At 44.5% G+C, this 13,959-nt stretch carries 16 protein-coding genes and 1 pseudogene; 11 read left to right on the forward strand and 6 right to left on the reverse strand.

Annotated features, from left to right (window positions below):
- Positions 1 to 11: 11 nt before the first annotated feature.
- The 3 genes from NLX82_RS22655 (at position 12) to NLX82_RS22665 (ending at position 2,714) form a co-directional block, all read left to right on the forward strand.
- Positions 12 to 1,112: a toxic anion resistance protein gene (locus NLX82_RS22655; protein WP_013308980.1), complete on the forward strand. Its 1,101-nt coding sequence runs from the start codon at positions 12 to 14 to the stop codon at positions 1,110 to 1,112.
- A 335-nt stretch (positions 1,113 to 1,447) separates the two neighbouring features.
- A complete protein-coding gene (locus NLX82_RS22660) occupies positions 1,448 to 1,993 on the forward strand; it encodes a hypothetical protein (RefSeq protein ID WP_023987205.1) in 546 nt (181 codons plus the stop codon).
- 43 nt (positions 1,994 to 2,036) lie between these two features.
- Complete coding sequence (locus NLX82_RS22665; protein WP_071559138.1) at positions 2,037 to 2,714, forward strand: vWA domain-containing protein; 678 nt, start codon at positions 2,037 to 2,039, stop codon at positions 2,712 to 2,714.
- Between the two features lie 250 nt (positions 2,715 to 2,964).
- On the opposite strand, the gene NLX82_RS22670 is transcribed toward NLX82_RS22665, so the two are convergent.
- The 4 genes from NLX82_RS22670 to NLX82_RS22685 all read right to left on the reverse strand — a co-directional run bounded on the left by NLX82_RS22670 (position 2,965) and on the right by NLX82_RS22685 (position 7,063).
- Positions 2,965 to 3,345 carry a DUF3899 domain-containing protein gene (locus NLX82_RS22670; RefSeq protein ID WP_071559137.1) on the reverse strand — a complete coding sequence of 127 codons (381 nt, stop codon included), beginning with the start codon at positions 3,343 to 3,345 and terminating at the stop codon, positions 2,965 to 2,967.
- A complete protein-coding gene (locus NLX82_RS22675) occupies positions 3,345 to 4,988 on the reverse strand; it encodes a peptide ABC transporter substrate-binding protein (protein WP_071559136.1) in 1,644 nt (547 codons plus the stop codon). The genes NLX82_RS22670 and NLX82_RS22675 overlap by 1 nt, the downstream gene beginning before the upstream one ends.
- Before the next feature lie 196 nt (positions 4,989 to 5,184).
- On the reverse strand, positions 5,185 to 6,135 hold the full coding sequence (locus tag NLX82_RS22680) for an ABC transporter permease (protein ID WP_053324730.1): 951 nt from the start codon (positions 6,133 to 6,135) through the stop codon (positions 5,185 to 5,187).
- Between the two features lies 1 nt (position 6,136).
- Positions 6,137 to 7,063, reverse strand: a complete 927-nt coding sequence (locus tag NLX82_RS22685; RefSeq protein WP_023987210.1) for an ABC transporter permease — start codon at positions 7,061 to 7,063, stop codon at positions 6,137 to 6,139.
- Between the two features lie 318 nt (positions 7,064 to 7,381).
- Between NLX82_RS22685 and NLX82_RS22690 the strand changes: the two genes are divergently transcribed.
- The 5 genes from NLX82_RS22690 (at position 7,382) to NLX82_RS22710 (ending at position 11,255) form a co-directional block, all read left to right on the forward strand.
- Positions 7,382 to 8,149, forward strand: coding sequence for an amino acid ABC transporter substrate-binding protein (locus NLX82_RS22690; protein WP_053324731.1), 768 nt, complete (start codon positions 7,382 to 7,384; stop codon positions 8,147 to 8,149).
- Positions 8,150 to 8,189: 40 nt separating this feature from the next.
- Positions 8,190 to 8,849 carry an amino acid ABC transporter permease gene (locus tag NLX82_RS22695; protein ID WP_023987212.1) on the forward strand — a complete coding sequence of 220 codons (660 nt, stop codon included), beginning with the start codon at positions 8,190 to 8,192 and terminating at the stop codon, positions 8,847 to 8,849.
- Positions 8,850 to 8,864: 15 nt separating this feature from the next.
- Entirely contained in the window at positions 8,865 to 9,617 is a 753-nt protein-coding gene (locus NLX82_RS22700; protein ID WP_025683111.1) for an amino acid ABC transporter ATP-binding protein, read from the forward strand.
- A 417-nt stretch (positions 9,618 to 10,034) separates the two neighbouring features.
- Complete coding sequence (locus tag NLX82_RS22705; RefSeq protein ID WP_053324732.1) at positions 10,035 to 10,640, forward strand: VC0807 family protein; 606 nt, start codon at positions 10,035 to 10,037, stop codon at positions 10,638 to 10,640.
- A 6-nt stretch (positions 10,641 to 10,646) separates the two neighbouring features.
- A complete protein-coding gene (locus tag NLX82_RS22710) occupies positions 10,647 to 11,255 on the forward strand; it encodes a TetR/AcrR family transcriptional regulator (RefSeq protein ID WP_023987215.1) in 609 nt (202 codons plus the stop codon).
- Between the two features lie 138 nt (positions 11,256 to 11,393).
- Here NLX82_RS22710 and NLX82_RS22715 read toward each other — a convergent pair whose 3' ends face one another.
- Entirely contained in the window at positions 11,394 to 11,681 is a 288-nt protein-coding gene (locus tag NLX82_RS22715; RefSeq protein ID WP_023987216.1) for a DUF6809 family protein, read from the reverse strand.
- 297 nt (positions 11,682 to 11,978) lie between these two features.
- Here NLX82_RS22715 and NLX82_RS22720 point away from each other — a divergent pair, with 297 nt between their 5' ends.
- The gene (locus NLX82_RS22720) at positions 11,979 to 12,224 is read left to right on the forward strand and encodes a helix-turn-helix domain-containing protein (protein ID WP_023987217.1); all 246 of its coding nucleotides are present in this window, start codon (positions 11,979 to 11,981) and stop codon (positions 12,222 to 12,224) included.
- A 230-nt stretch (positions 12,225 to 12,454) separates the two neighbouring features.
- On the forward strand, positions 12,455 to 12,667 hold the full coding sequence (locus NLX82_RS22725; RefSeq protein WP_023987218.1) for a helix-turn-helix domain-containing protein: 213 nt from the start codon (positions 12,455 to 12,457) through the stop codon (positions 12,665 to 12,667).
- 64 nt (positions 12,668 to 12,731) lie between these two features.
- On the opposite strand, the pseudogene NLX82_RS22730 reads toward NLX82_RS22725, so the two are convergent.
- Positions 12,732 to 12,833 (reverse strand): annotated as a pseudogene (locus NLX82_RS22730) (GNAT family N-acetyltransferase); the annotation flags it as partial.
- Between the two features lie 471 nt (positions 12,834 to 13,304).
- Here NLX82_RS22730 and NLX82_RS22735 point away from each other — a divergent pair.
- A complete protein-coding gene (locus NLX82_RS22735) occupies positions 13,305 to 13,943 on the forward strand; it encodes a glycoside hydrolase family 11 protein (RefSeq protein ID WP_023987219.1) in 639 nt (212 codons plus the stop codon).
- Positions 13,944 to 13,959 lie beyond the last annotated feature (16 nt).

A 13,959-nucleotide genomic window follows, 5' to 3' on the forward strand; every position in this document is an offset into this window, starting at 1 on the left:
GGAGGTAGCGTATGGCGACCCCATGGGCTGAATTGAAAAAAGAAGATGAACAAAAGGTGACTGAGGAGGCTTCACAGCTGATTCAGAAGGTATCACAAAGCGATGTCATGAGCCTGGATACCTTAATGGATGATATCGGTAAGTTGGGGGTTAAAACGCAGGAACGTGCGGGGCAGACCCTTAAAATGCTGGATCGTCCGGTAAACGACCTCATGTCCGGTGATCGGGCTGAGGTATCCAATATGATCTTAAAGCTGCGTGATGAATGCGAAACGCTCCAGCAGAGCAAAAATATGAGCTTTTTTGGCAAGCTCCTGCGTAAAAGCCCGTTAAAGAACTACATTTACAAGTATCAGTCGGTGAAGACGAACATCGAGAAAATCATTACTGCCTTGAGAGATGGTAAGGATAATCTGGAAGAAAACATCGTCAGCATGAGACAGTTGAAGAAGGCTTCCATTGAAGAAATCTACAATTTACAGACGAAGATTGCCTTTGGTAATCGCTTGAAAGAACTGTTTGAGACCGAGATTGCCAAGCCGGAAAACGAAAACCGTAAGCCACATCTGGAGCGGGGATTGCGCAAGGTGGTTACTCGTACACAGTCGATGACAGAAATGATTTTGTTATACAATCAGGCGATTGCAGCAACGGATATTATTAATGATAACAATGATAAACTGATTGATTCTGTAAATAATGCGATTGATAAAACATCGAATCTGATCACTGTATCGGCTATGATCGCGATGGCGCTGGCGGATCAGGATAAAATCATTTCAGCCGTCGATGCGACCAACCGTACCATTGAAGATCAATTCAAGGAAAATGCGAAGCTTCTCAAAACGACGACCGAGAGAACGACAGATCTGCTTAGCAAGCCTTCTATGTCACTGGAGGCTGTGAATCAGGCGATTGGTGATTTGGTATCTGCTTTGGATCTGTCTGAAAAATCGAATCGCCAAATTATTGAAAGCTGCCATGATTACACAAGTAAAATGACAGCAATCAATGCCAACCTTAGCCAACGCTTGGGGATCGAAGGGAAAGAACCATCCAAAACACTGAAGGATAGCAATTCTTCTGAGGGTTTAAGCTCGTTTTTGAACTGATGACAATGTAGAATAATAGACCCAATCTATTAAAAGACGCCGGATGACTCCGAAAGGCGTCTTTTTTGGTTTGGCAGCAGCTAATAAAGGACATGATGAACATACATAGCATTCTCGTGCATAAACTCTTAAAAAGCGAATGACAAAAGGAGAGAGCGAGCGTATGATGTCCTTTATTTTAGGGTGTGTGATTGTCTATTTACTCGTGGCTGTCAGTAGCGAAAAAGCAGATTCAATTGTGGAGTTAAATGATTCTGTGAAATAAAATTTTTTATTGAAAATCATGCATTTTCTGATAGGATAGAGTTAAATATTGGAATCCCAAAGGAGAATGCATGCTGGAATTTTCATTTGAAATCATCGACGAATCGAAAATCAACATTGTATATCAGTATGGAAGCAGCAACTTCAATTTTAATTTATTTTTTAACTACGGTGTGTGGACGCTGCATCCTTTTGACGGGATTCTGCTGCAGAACAAGGAAATGTGCCGTCTGATCGTTACGGATCTGTTTAAGAACAAAGATTTTCATGTCATGCTGGCGCGCGAAAATATTTTATTGTCAACCCTGCGTACCTCTATTGATCTCAATCCCGAAACTCGGGGAGAGCGATATCAGGAACAGGAGTTTGATGAGCTGTCTGATTTTGCTGAGACACACAGCTTTGAAGAGGTACTGCAAATCGAGCAGGATTCTGTCCGCGAGCGTATGGATTTCTTCCAAAACATCATTCAAAAAATGTATATGGAAGGATTCGGTCCGGAAGACAATGATTTTAACAAGGTACAAGCTATTCTTCGCATTTATAAGGCTGCACATGACCAACTCGGAGAATTGAGCGACTTTCCCCTGAGAGGCGACGAACGACGCAGATGGTAGAGTAGGCGTACAAACGCAAACATCATAGAGGAGCGTGGGGAACATGAGCGGTATTTCTTTACTTAAAAAGAATGCGCAACTGGTACTGACTAAAAAGAATCTAACAAATGTGACTGCGAGAGTTGGATTGGTGCTCGATATTTCAGGATCTATGAGAAGTTTGTACAAAAATGGTACCGTTCAAAAGGTGTTGGAACGAATTGTTGCAGTAGCGAGTTCTTTGGATGATGATGGTGTACTGGACGTATGGGTGTATGATCACCGTTTTTCACGTTTGCCGTCCGTTACCGAAAATGACGTTGACAACTATGTTGAAAGACATATTCTGTCCAATGATTATTTGCCCAAGTTCGGTCGCAATGATGAGCCGCCTGTGATGCGCGATGTCATCGCCAAATACACCAAGGAAGAACCCTCTTCTGATCCGGCCTTTGTTATTTTTATTAATGATGGCGGTGTGAAGCGTGGAAAAGGAGATAATATCGATAACGCAGTCATTGATTCGTCAGGAGAGCCGATTTTCTGGCAATTTATCGGTGTGGGTGAGTCCGATTTTGGCGTATTAAAGAAGCTGGACAACATAGAAGGCCGTGTGGTAGATAACGCTAACTTCTTTCAAATTCAAGATATCGAATCTATGGAAGACAATGAATTGTACGAACTATTGCTTAACGAGTTCCCGTTATGGCTGCAAGAAGCCAAGGAAAAGCATATTTATTAAGGCTACTAAGTCTTGTAATATGAGCCCTTTTCAAAGTTTAATATAAAAAATGCAAAAAGAGAGAGTTCCGCTAGCAGACGCTTTGCGAAACTCTCTCTTACCATTCACACCTCTAAAACGTATGAAGCTCTACGGCGGTTGCCAGCGGAGCGGGCAGAATTGTTCTGAAGAAGCGTAGCGTTCGCGATCGGAAGAACAATCTGCACGCGCAGCGCCCACCAACCAACCAAAGGCTTCTAATCGTTTTAACCTAACTCATCCCCATTAATATCATCGAGCAAAGTATAAGCCCTGTCCCGCACCCCGAAGTGTATACCTTGAGATGGCGGAACATGGATGTTTTCCAGGCTGACAGAGATTCATCGGAACGCAAACGCTCATTTTCCTCTCGTAATGCCTTGGATTGACGAATGAACAACTGTCTGATGTCGGCAAATCCCCGCAGGAAGAGGGTTAGAAAACCGCTTTGCAGAACGTGGAAGATTGCACCGATCACCAAGCCCAGCAACCCCAACAGGAATAGCAGATTTGCAGTAGCCATGTTTTCACGACCATACAAGAGATGGGGTGTGGCGTACAGAATTCCTAAAGTACCGACAATCAGGGCAGAGATCCCGAAACGTAAAATCATTATTTTTCGACCCGTTTCGCAAAGCGCAGGTCTGGGTTCGAACGAGCATCAAATACGATACCTTGAATCTTAGGACTGATTAATGCCGTGTCCGCAGAGAACTGGATCGGAATAATCGGCAGATCTTCCATCAATACGTCTTCTGCCTGATGGAGCTGTTCAAAGCGTTTTGCCGGATCAAGCTCAAAGGTTGAGGATTCGATCAGTTTGTCATACTCCGGGTTGCTCCAGTTGGTAAAGTTGTTCGAATTTTTGGAAGTATAATGCCCCAATACGCCGAGTGGATCCAGGAAGTTTCCTTCCCAGCCCATACGGGCGATCTGGAAGTTCTTTTGTTTAAAGGTATCAATGTACGTTTTCCACTCCTGATTCTCCAGCGTCACTTCAACACCCAGGTTTGTTTTCAGCATTTCCTGAATCGCTTCAGCTACTTTTTTATGCTTGTCCGAAGTGTTGTATTTGAAGGTGATCGGTGGTAGCTTGGTCAAACCTTCTTCTTTCAGACCTTCGGCCAGCAATTGTTTCGCTTTCGCAGCGTCAAACTCATAGTATTTTTTCGGTGCTTCATCACGGAAGTCCTTGCCGGATGGCGTTGTTGTTCCGTATGGAACATAACCGTAAGCCGGAGTTTCGCCACCTTTGGTTACGCTGGTAGCCAGTGCTTCGCGGTCAATCGCGTAGGCGATGGCCTGTCTGATTTTTTTATTGTCAAACGGCTTTTGTTTTACGTTAAAAGAATAGGTGTACACACTGAAAGATGGATGCGACAGGAATTCCTTGTTGCTCTTTTCCTGATCCAGTGTATCCACGGGAAGGCTCAAAATCAGATCCAGATCGCCCGTTTTATACATTTGATAATAAGTTGTGGAGTCTTGAACCATTTTAAAATTAATCGTTGCCATCGTAATGGCATCTTTGTTCCAGAATTGATCGTTTTTAGCCAGCGTAATTTGCTCGTTATGTTTCCATTCCTTGGCTACATACGCACCGTTGCCGACAATTGTGCCCGCTTCTGCTGCCCATTTGTCATTTTTCTCAACAACCGATTGGTTTACCGGCAGATAGGCATGACCCACAGCGATCGTTGGGAAAAAGCTCAGCGGTGATTTCAGCTCAACTACAAGAGTTTTATCATCTTTGGCTGTAACACCCACGTCTTCAATTTTACCTTTGCCTGTGTTGTACGCTTCGGCACCTTTGATGTAGTAGAGGGCAGAAGGATCGTAGGCAGCTGTTTTCGGATTCAGTACCCGTTTCCAAGAGTATTCAAAATCCTTAGCTGTCAGTGGGTCACCATTCGACCATTTTGCACCATCACGGATAGTAAAGGTGTAGGTTTTGCCGTCAGGAGATACATCTACTTTGCTGGCAGCGCCTTCTACGATTTTACCGGCCTTATCGTATGTATACAGCCCTTCATACAAGTTATCAATCACAAAGTAGGACGTTGTATCTGATGCGAAAGCAGGGTCTAGCGTATAAGGCTCCCCACCTGCCAGATTGGCAGTAATTTCTTGCGGGATATCTGCTTGAGGCGTAGCGGACGGGTCGTTGCTTGCTGTTTTGTCCGAAGTACCCGAGCATCCAGCTAAAGCCGTTACGGCCAAAAGTAAGATGATCGTCATCCAATGCATTTTTTTCATCGTGGTTTTCCTCCATTACTGTGATTAGTTATGCCAAAAATAAGGTACACCGTACCGGGATTTATTCATCCTCCTTTCCCGCAGGTATGCCGCGTGTGCGCACTTCGATAAAGGAACTGCCGTTTTTCCTGCGGTTAGGCGAGAAGCTGCGGATCATGGTGACACCCCTCCTTGTCCAATTTGGATCTCTCTGTTGTTAATGTTGTGAGCGCGGGTCAAGTGCATCTTGAAGCCCGTCTCCAAGTGTATTGAACGCCAGCATGGTGAGCGATATCATCAGCCCGGGGAAAAATAGGCGCCACCATTGACCGCTTAAAATAACGCCAAGTGAATCGTTAGCCATCGTCCCCCAGCTGGCCGAAGGAGACTGAATCCCCAGACCGAGAAAGCTCAGGAACGATTCGGCAAAAATAGCCGACGGAATAGTGAACGTCAAATTTACAATAATGATTGCCGCTGCGTTCGGTAGCAAATGTCTGAAGATAATACGCGAATGAGATGTCCCCAAGCTACGGGCTGCTAACACATATTCCTGCTGCTTCAGCTGTAAGATTTGCCCACGCACTACACGGGCCATACCGACCCAGCCAGTAATAGATAATGCAATAATCATCGTGAGTAGGCCTGGCTTCATAATGACGAGCAGCAGAATGATGACCAGCAGATAAGGAATACTATACAAAATTTCAATAATACGCATGAGAATGCTGTCGATCCGGTCGCCCGTTTTACCGTGCCCAGCACAATAGCCAGCAACACAGCCGACGAGAATGCCAAGCACCAAATCAATGGCGGCAGCGGCAAAGCCGATCATGAGTGAAATTCTAGCCCCGGCCCATGTCCGTGCCCATACGTCCCTCCCCAGATCATCCGTGCCAAACCAGTGCTCTCCCGAAGGAGAAAGATTCGTCTTCAAAAGGGATTGATCACTGGGTGCATAAGGAACCATGGAAGGTCCAACAATCGCCAGCACAATAATAATGATAAGTAGGGAAAGCCCCAACAGAGCAAGCTTGTTGTTAAAAAGTCTGCGTAGCCGATCCCGCCAGGGTGATTCTTTGGGTCTGGTCAACGTGGGGGTGGGGATCTGGCTACGGTCTACAAGACTAAACAGGCTGTCCTTTTCGACAGTAGGTGCTGCTTTCATGTTAATCTCCTTTGCTGTCTAATTTGATTCGCGGATCGACAAGGCGATAGGATATATCAATTAAAAATAAAGTAACGACCAGAATGGCACTATAGAAAATGGTCGTCCCCATAATCACTGGATAATCCCGGTTAAAGATACTGTCTACGAAGTATTTACCGATGCCGGGAATGGCGAATATTTTTTCAACGACAAAGGTACCTGTAATAACGGAAGCGAATAACGGTCCGATAAAGGACAGCACCGGAATCAACGCGTTGCGTAATCCGTGACGAATGACTACTGCCCAAGAGGACAACCCTTTTGCTTTGGCAGTGCGTATGTACTCCTCATGCATAACTTCCAGCATACTCGTCCGCATAAAGCGGGCGATAACGGCAAGCGGTGAAACAGCGAGAGCCAGCGACGGAAGCACCGTATGCTGCCAGGTTCCCCATGAGGCGACCGGAAGCAGGTGCCATTGGACGGCAACATACTTGATTAACAGCGGTGCCAATATGAAGCTGGGTACGGAAATACCAACAATGGCGATAAACATCGAGATATAATCCAGTGGTCGATTATGGTGTAGAGCAGCCAGCGTTCCGAGCGAAATACCGGCAATAATCGCGACCACGATGGATTGAATACCCAGCAATGCAGAAGGTGGAAAACCTCGGGCGATAAGCATATTGACGTCCGTCGTTTTCGATTGAATAGACGGGCCCATATCCAGCACTAGCAGATTTTTTAGATACAGCACATACTGCACAGCGAGCGGCTTGTCCAGATTGTACCTGGCACGCATGTTTTGCAATACCGCTTCCGGAATCGTTTTGGAATCGTTCGAGAATGGATCACCCGGAATGATGTGCATGATGATAAACGTTAAAGTGACGATAATCCACAACGTTATGAACATCGTAAAAAGACGCTTTAAAATGTACATGGGGCTTTATTTCTCCTGTCTATCAAGCTGATTTACATACTATTGCTGCTGAAATTTTAAAATAAATAAAAGTATATAAGAATACTAGGAAATAATAAGACGGTTTAGGTGACATGTCAAGGTAAGGTTTTACATTATAGAACACAGGTCAAATTTTCGTCACAGGTTTTCCATTTATATGAGGCTAAGATTCCGCTCATTCCTCTCGACGAGTATCCTGCGGTGTGTTATGATGATACTCTGATAACGTGTTAACGAACTAAAGCGTTTGCCACCTGTTCTTGGATACGGGGGTCACCATTGTTGGAGGGGAATAAGATGAGAAAAGCAGCCATGTTTACGATGTTAATTGGATTGATGATGATCGTGTTGGCCGGATGTTCCGGCGGTAAGGATGACAGTAAATTGATTATTGGAATTGATGATAAATTCGCCCCGATGGGCTTTAGAGATGAAAATAACGAGCTGACCGGCTTTGATATTGATTATGCGAAAGCGGCCGGGGAACAAATGGGTAAACAGGTGGAATTTCAGCCGATTGACTGGTCTGCCAAAGAATCCGAGCTGAACAGCGGACGTATTGATCTCATTTGGAATGGATACACCATTACGGATGAGCGTAAGGAAAAAGTGCTGTTCACGAAGCCATATCTGAAAAACAGTCAGGTGATTGTCATTCCGACTACTTCCAGTCTTTCCAAGCTGGCTGATCTGACGGGCAAAACGGTCGGACTCCAGACGCTGTCTTCAGCAGCCGATGCATTGGATGCAAATCCGATCAAAAGTAAATTGAAGCAAGTGTCCGAGTTCCCGGATAATGTTCTCGCTTTGACAGACTTGAAAACCGGACGTCTGGATGCGGTGGTCATTGATGAAGTTGTTGCCAAGTACTATATGTCGAAGGAACAAGGGACGTATAAGCTGCTTGATGAATCACTGGCCCCTGAGGAATACGGCATCGGTGTGAAAAAAGGGAATGAAGAGCTGTTGACGCAGCTGCAATCCGCTTTGGATGAGCTGCACAAGAACGGAAAAGCTGCTGAAATTTCGAAAAAGTGGTTTGGTGAAGATAAAGTATTAAATTAATACGTAGTGTATCGAACTAAGGGTTTAGGAGTCGAAGGTTATGAGTATGGAATATATTTTACGAATTATGAAGCCTATGCTTGAAGGGGCACAGATGACGGTTATTTTATTTTTCATCACGCTCATCTTGTCTATTCCATTGGGTTTTATCGTTACTTTACTGGCCAAAAGCCGGATTAAGCCAATCGCCTGGCTGATGCATACGTACATTTATGTTATACGCGGCACGCCGCTTTTGCTGCAATTATTGTTCTTTTGTTTTGGTCTGCCGATGTTGCCTGTCATTGGGGAGTATCTGGTATTGGACCGGACAACGGCTGCGGTACTGGCATTTGTACTGAATTATGCAGCTTATTTTGCAGAAATTTTCAGAGGCGGGATGTTGTCGATTGATAAAGGGCAATACGAGGCTTCGCAAGTGCTGGGCTTGAGCAAGTCGCAGACGCTGATTAGAGTCATTGTGCCGCAAATGGTACGGATTGCTTTGCCTGCGGTAACGAATGAGGCGACAACACTGGTAAAAGATACGGCACTACTGTATGCAGTAGCGGTACCGGAACTGCTGCATTTTGCCAATACGGCTGTAAACCGTGATTTCTCGATTGTACCTTATGTTGTAGCGGCGGTTATTTATTTGTTATTAGCTTTGGTGCTGACGCTATTCTTCAGGGCGCTGGAAAAACGTTTTAAATTCGAGTAAAAGGAATGTCGAGATATGAATACTAATGCAATAGAAGTTACCGATTTGAAAAAATCGTTCGGCAAGCTCGACGTTCTGAAAAGAGTGAGCTTTAACGTTAAAGCGGGCGAGGTTGTAGCCGTCATCGGTCCTTCAGGTTCAGGAAAAAGTACCATGCTCCGTAGTTTGGTGCACCTGGAAGATGTGACGGGCGGGACGATCCGCATTCATGATAAAGCACTGGTGGAAAACGGTCAGTACGCTCCAGCAGGTGATATTAAGGGCATTACCACCGGGATGGGCATGGTGTTCCAGCATTTTAATCTGTTCCCTCACTTGACGGTGCAGGATAATCTGGAGCTGGCTCCGAAGCTGGTGAAAAAGGTGAGCAAGGCTGAACTGCGTCGCCAAAGCGCTGAGTTGCTGGCTAAAGTCGGATTGGCAGATAAAGCAGATGCGTATCCATCCCGACTGTCGGGGGGACAGAAGCAGCGTGTGGCGATTGCCCGGGCAATGATGATGAACCCTGATATTTTACTGTTCGACGAGCCGACCTCGGCCCTTGATCCCGAGCTGACGGGTGAGGTGCTGCGAGTTATCAAAAAGCTGGCTGAGGAACATATGACGATGGTCATCGTGACCCACGAGATGAATTTTGCGAGAGATGTGGCGGATCGTGTCATTTTTATGGATAATGGAGAAATCGCGGAATCCGGTACACCAGAGCAGATTTTTGGAAATCCGCAGCTGGAGCGGACGAAGGTATTTTTGAATCGGGTGGAGGCTTAAAAAAATAGTTGCTTGTTAGAGTGTGTGTCGGGGAGGCGCTGCGCGTGCAGATTGTTCTTTCGAACGCACATGCTTCTTCAGAACAATTCTGCCCGCTCCGCTCACCGACCACCTTTGCCGCAACAAGTTTTTAAGCAGGAAGTGTGGGAGAAGAATAAAAGCAAGGGAGATGGCAAGCGCCATCTCCTTTTTTTTGTAGTTGTAGGGTATGCGAAACGTGTAGCAACATGAGGAAATATAGAATGTAAGTCTCAAAAAGCTGGTTTAACAAGGAGTAAAAAACCTTAATGATTCTTATGTAAAAAGTCATGACGTTAGGTATTATTATTTTTTAATCTTTACATACCTACCGAAGGTATGTAAAATAAAAGATACCTACCGAAGGTAGGTTTTAAATGATGAGAGGATGAGTCGATCATGAATAAATCTCGCAACGAAATCATCTTTACGTTAATCATCAATCTTGTATTGCCTTATTTGACTTATCGCCTGCTAATTCCGTATACGAGCAGTGTGGTGGCTCTGTCTATCGCTGCTCTTGTACCACTATGCGACTCGATCTACAGCCTTATACGGACCCGTAAAGCAGATGTGTTCTCTGGCTTTATTTTTCTTGGTCTGATTCTTGGCGTCGTGGCCGTTCTCTTGGGCGGTGATGAACGCTTTATTTTGCTACGGGAGTCTTATGTGACCGGTATTATGGGGGTGGTGTTTCTAGGTTCGCTGCTCTTTGGTCGACCATTAATTTATTATTTTGCGGAAAGATTCACAGGCCATAATCCTCAGATGAACGATAAATGGGAGAAACTTCCCCGCTATCGCTTTAATTTCCGCCTGATAACGGCGGTGTGGGGACTCAGCCTGCTGCTGGAAGCCTTCATCAAAGTAGTGCTGGTATACTCGTTGTCCATACCGACCTTTCTGGCCGTATCCTCGTTCTTCACTTACGTGATTATTGGTTTGACGATCTGGTGGAATATTGGTTTCATTAAACGAATAAAAAGACAGACAACCGGGAGGTAAAAGATTATGCAAGACAAAGCGATGAACGACAGTCTAAAAAAGCTGCTTGAGATTGCCGAAGAGATGATTATGGAGAAAGGCTGTCGGGCGACGACACTACAGGATATTGCGGATCGCAGCGGACTGACTAAAGGAGCCATTTACCATTATGTCAAAAGCAAAGATGAATTGTTCGGTATGATTCTGGAGGCGGGAATGGAGAAAACCAATCAGCGTTTTTTTGAATCTGTCGCCCGGACTCCCGCAGGACCAGAAGGAATCAAGTCCCCGCTTAACACCTTAACTGAACGGCTTCGTAACATCGGCAGTGGGGACAGCGCTACCAGCCTGATTTTTATCTATCTACTCAGCCAACAGGATAAGCCCGCCGTGGCAGGAATTCTGAAACGTTATCATGAAGCATCTATCCTCACTGCCAAAACGTGGATCGAAGTCGGACAGCAGAATGGAGCTATCCCTATTTCAATCGATGCGGACAGGACAGCTCGGATGTTCACCGTGTTCAAGAACGGACTGCAAGTTCAGCATAACATAGTGACCGATGGCGATAAAATCAACGAACTGGAAATTTACGAGTTCTTGATGAATGCGCTGGGGGGCGCAGGCAGAGGCTAGGGAGCCCCTCCATTCGTTTTGTTATCCCCGGATATTACCTTTAAATTTATATTTATTGAGGAAAAATCTAGGGATAACAGCGATCGGAACGGGTAATTTGCATGCGTAGCGGGTTCACCACCATAACTCCTCCATCATCTATCTATTACGATCAACAATTTCTTTGTCCTCGCTAAATACTTCAATCATCGTTAATGCCCCCGCCCGGTACCCGTGAATGAATGCTGCTGCGGAGTGCAGGGAAGTTGACTCGCTTAATAAATCAAACATGACTTCAATTGACTCAAACTCGACTGCTGGTAATTTGCTTTTCAACATCTCCATGAGATCACTAATTTTTTGATTCACTTTTTGAGATTCAGGGTCGGTTGAATTTATCTGTTCACTGGGACGCCAATTCCCATAATACATATCCTCCAAAATCATTTTCATCATGCCTCCTTATGAATACTGATTATTTATATAAGTTGAGCTAAAGATGTACATACGGCGCCACTACGCGGTCGGATGGTGCTTCCCATCGCTGTTGTGCCCGGATTTCTTAATCAAGCTAAGAAGGTTGAAATCCGGCCACAAAGGCGAACGCTATCGCTTGTACAGCACCATTCCGCCCACTCCGTTCTTATTCCACTTGTTATACTCTTTAAATAAATTTATGCGAAAAACGCATAAAAATCAATATGCAGTTTTCGCATGGAGTAAACTTTGCTTGGGTGATGAGCAATGTATAAGAGAATTCGCGATTTACGTGAGGACAAAGACTTAACACAACAGACCATGGCTGAATTATTACATATCTCACAAACGACCTACTCTCGATATGAAAATGGGACCTTGGACGTTCCCAGTGTCGTCTTAATCAAATTGGCAGATTTCCACAAGGTAAGTATCGACTTTATTCTTGGTCAGACAGATGATCCTGAACGTTGTACCGGTAAAAAGAATAGCATGCAAAATAAAGCTCTATGATGACCGCAGGAGCTATATTTCAATATTCTGTTATATGCTTCGTTGGGAAATATACACTTTAATAAAACGAATTTAGGAGAATCCGTCTGTCCCCATTAAGAGCTTTTGCATATGAAGGGACAACTCAAGATTTCAAGGTAAAGTTGAAGATAAATAAATTTTATGCGAAAAACGCATAAAAATCAATATGCAGTTTTCGCATGGAGTAAACTTTGCTTGGGTGATGAGCAGTGTATAAGAGAATTCGCAATTTACGTGAGGACAAAGACTTAACACAACAGAGCATGGCCGACTTTTTAGGTATCTCACAAACAACCTATTCCCGATATGAAAATGGGAATCTGGACGTCCCAAGTGTGGTCTTAATCAAATTGGCAGATTTCCACAAGGTGAGTATCGACTTTATTCTTGATCAGACAGATAATCCTAAACGTTACAGGTAAAAAGGCATAACATGCACAGCAAAAAAAGCTCCCGTGATGATTCACAGGAGGTTTTTTGCTGGAATTATTCATTAAGTCGTCCCATCATAACTGTGTTGAGGTAATTACCATCGGACAGAATTTTGTCCTTTTTTAATATGCCTTCGCTCTCAAACCCCAGTTTTTTTATACTGAATTGCACTCCTTAAAATTGACATTGGAAAAACTCCATATGGGAAACCGACGGGACTGACCCCAGTTGCCATTGGCAGCTTTTTGGTTTTAACGATATAAGTTCTTGTCTTCAGCTTGGGACAAGAACTTATATTGTTTCCGATTAGATGAATATCTAAAAAATCCGACATAAAAATAGATTCGCATATTGCTCGAATAATTAAAAGCAGCGAAGACCTTCTTCCAACGTTACGAAACTCGATTACCCTTCAACGGCTTCTATAAAATTCAAAGAGAGCTAAACATAATAGAGTTAAAGCTTTAATTTGCTAGGTTTATATGCAAACGCTATCATTCTATAATTTACACATAAGGGAGGTAAAAGTAAAAAAACGGGATATGCACAGATAAGAGATGTGTTACAAACAGAATCAACTAACAAGCAGGTGTATGGGACAAACACAAAAATTTTAGGAGGTAGATTATGTTTAATTTTAGTAAGAAAATGATGACGGTAGTTCTTGCAGCTTCCATGAGTTTTGGGTTGTTTGCAACAACCTCAAGTGCAGCGACAGACTATTGGCAAAATTGGACCGATGGCGGTGGGACGGTCAATGCTGTTAATGGATCAGGCGGTAATTACAGCGTAACATGGAAGGATACCGGGAATTTTGTTGTCGGGAAAGGCTGGACTACTGGATCACCAAACAGAACGATTAACTACAATGCCGGTGTCTGGGCGCCGTCCGGTAATGGATACTTGGCTCTCTACGGGTGGACGAAAAACTCACTCATCGAATATTATGTCGTTGATAGCTGGGGGACTTATCGACCTACCGGAACGTATAAAGGTACGGTGACCAGTGATGGGGGCACATATGACATCTACACAACAATGCGATACGACGCCCCTTCCATTGAAGGCGAAAAAACGACGTTTATTCAGTACTGGAGTGTTCGACAGTCGAAGAGACCGACCGGGGGTAACTCCACGATCACTTTCAGCAACCACGTGAAAGCATGGGCGAGCAAAGGAATGAATCTGGGGAATAGCTGGTCTTACCAGGTGTTAGCAACAGAGGGGTATCAAAGTAGTGGGAGTTCTGACGTAACGGTGTGGTAATCACTCAACCACAAGC

The organism is Paenibacillus sp. A3M_27_13 (assembly GCF_024213315.1).
Classification (GTDB): domain Bacteria; phylum Bacillota; class Bacilli; order Paenibacillales; family Paenibacillaceae; genus Paenibacillus; species Paenibacillus polymyxa_B.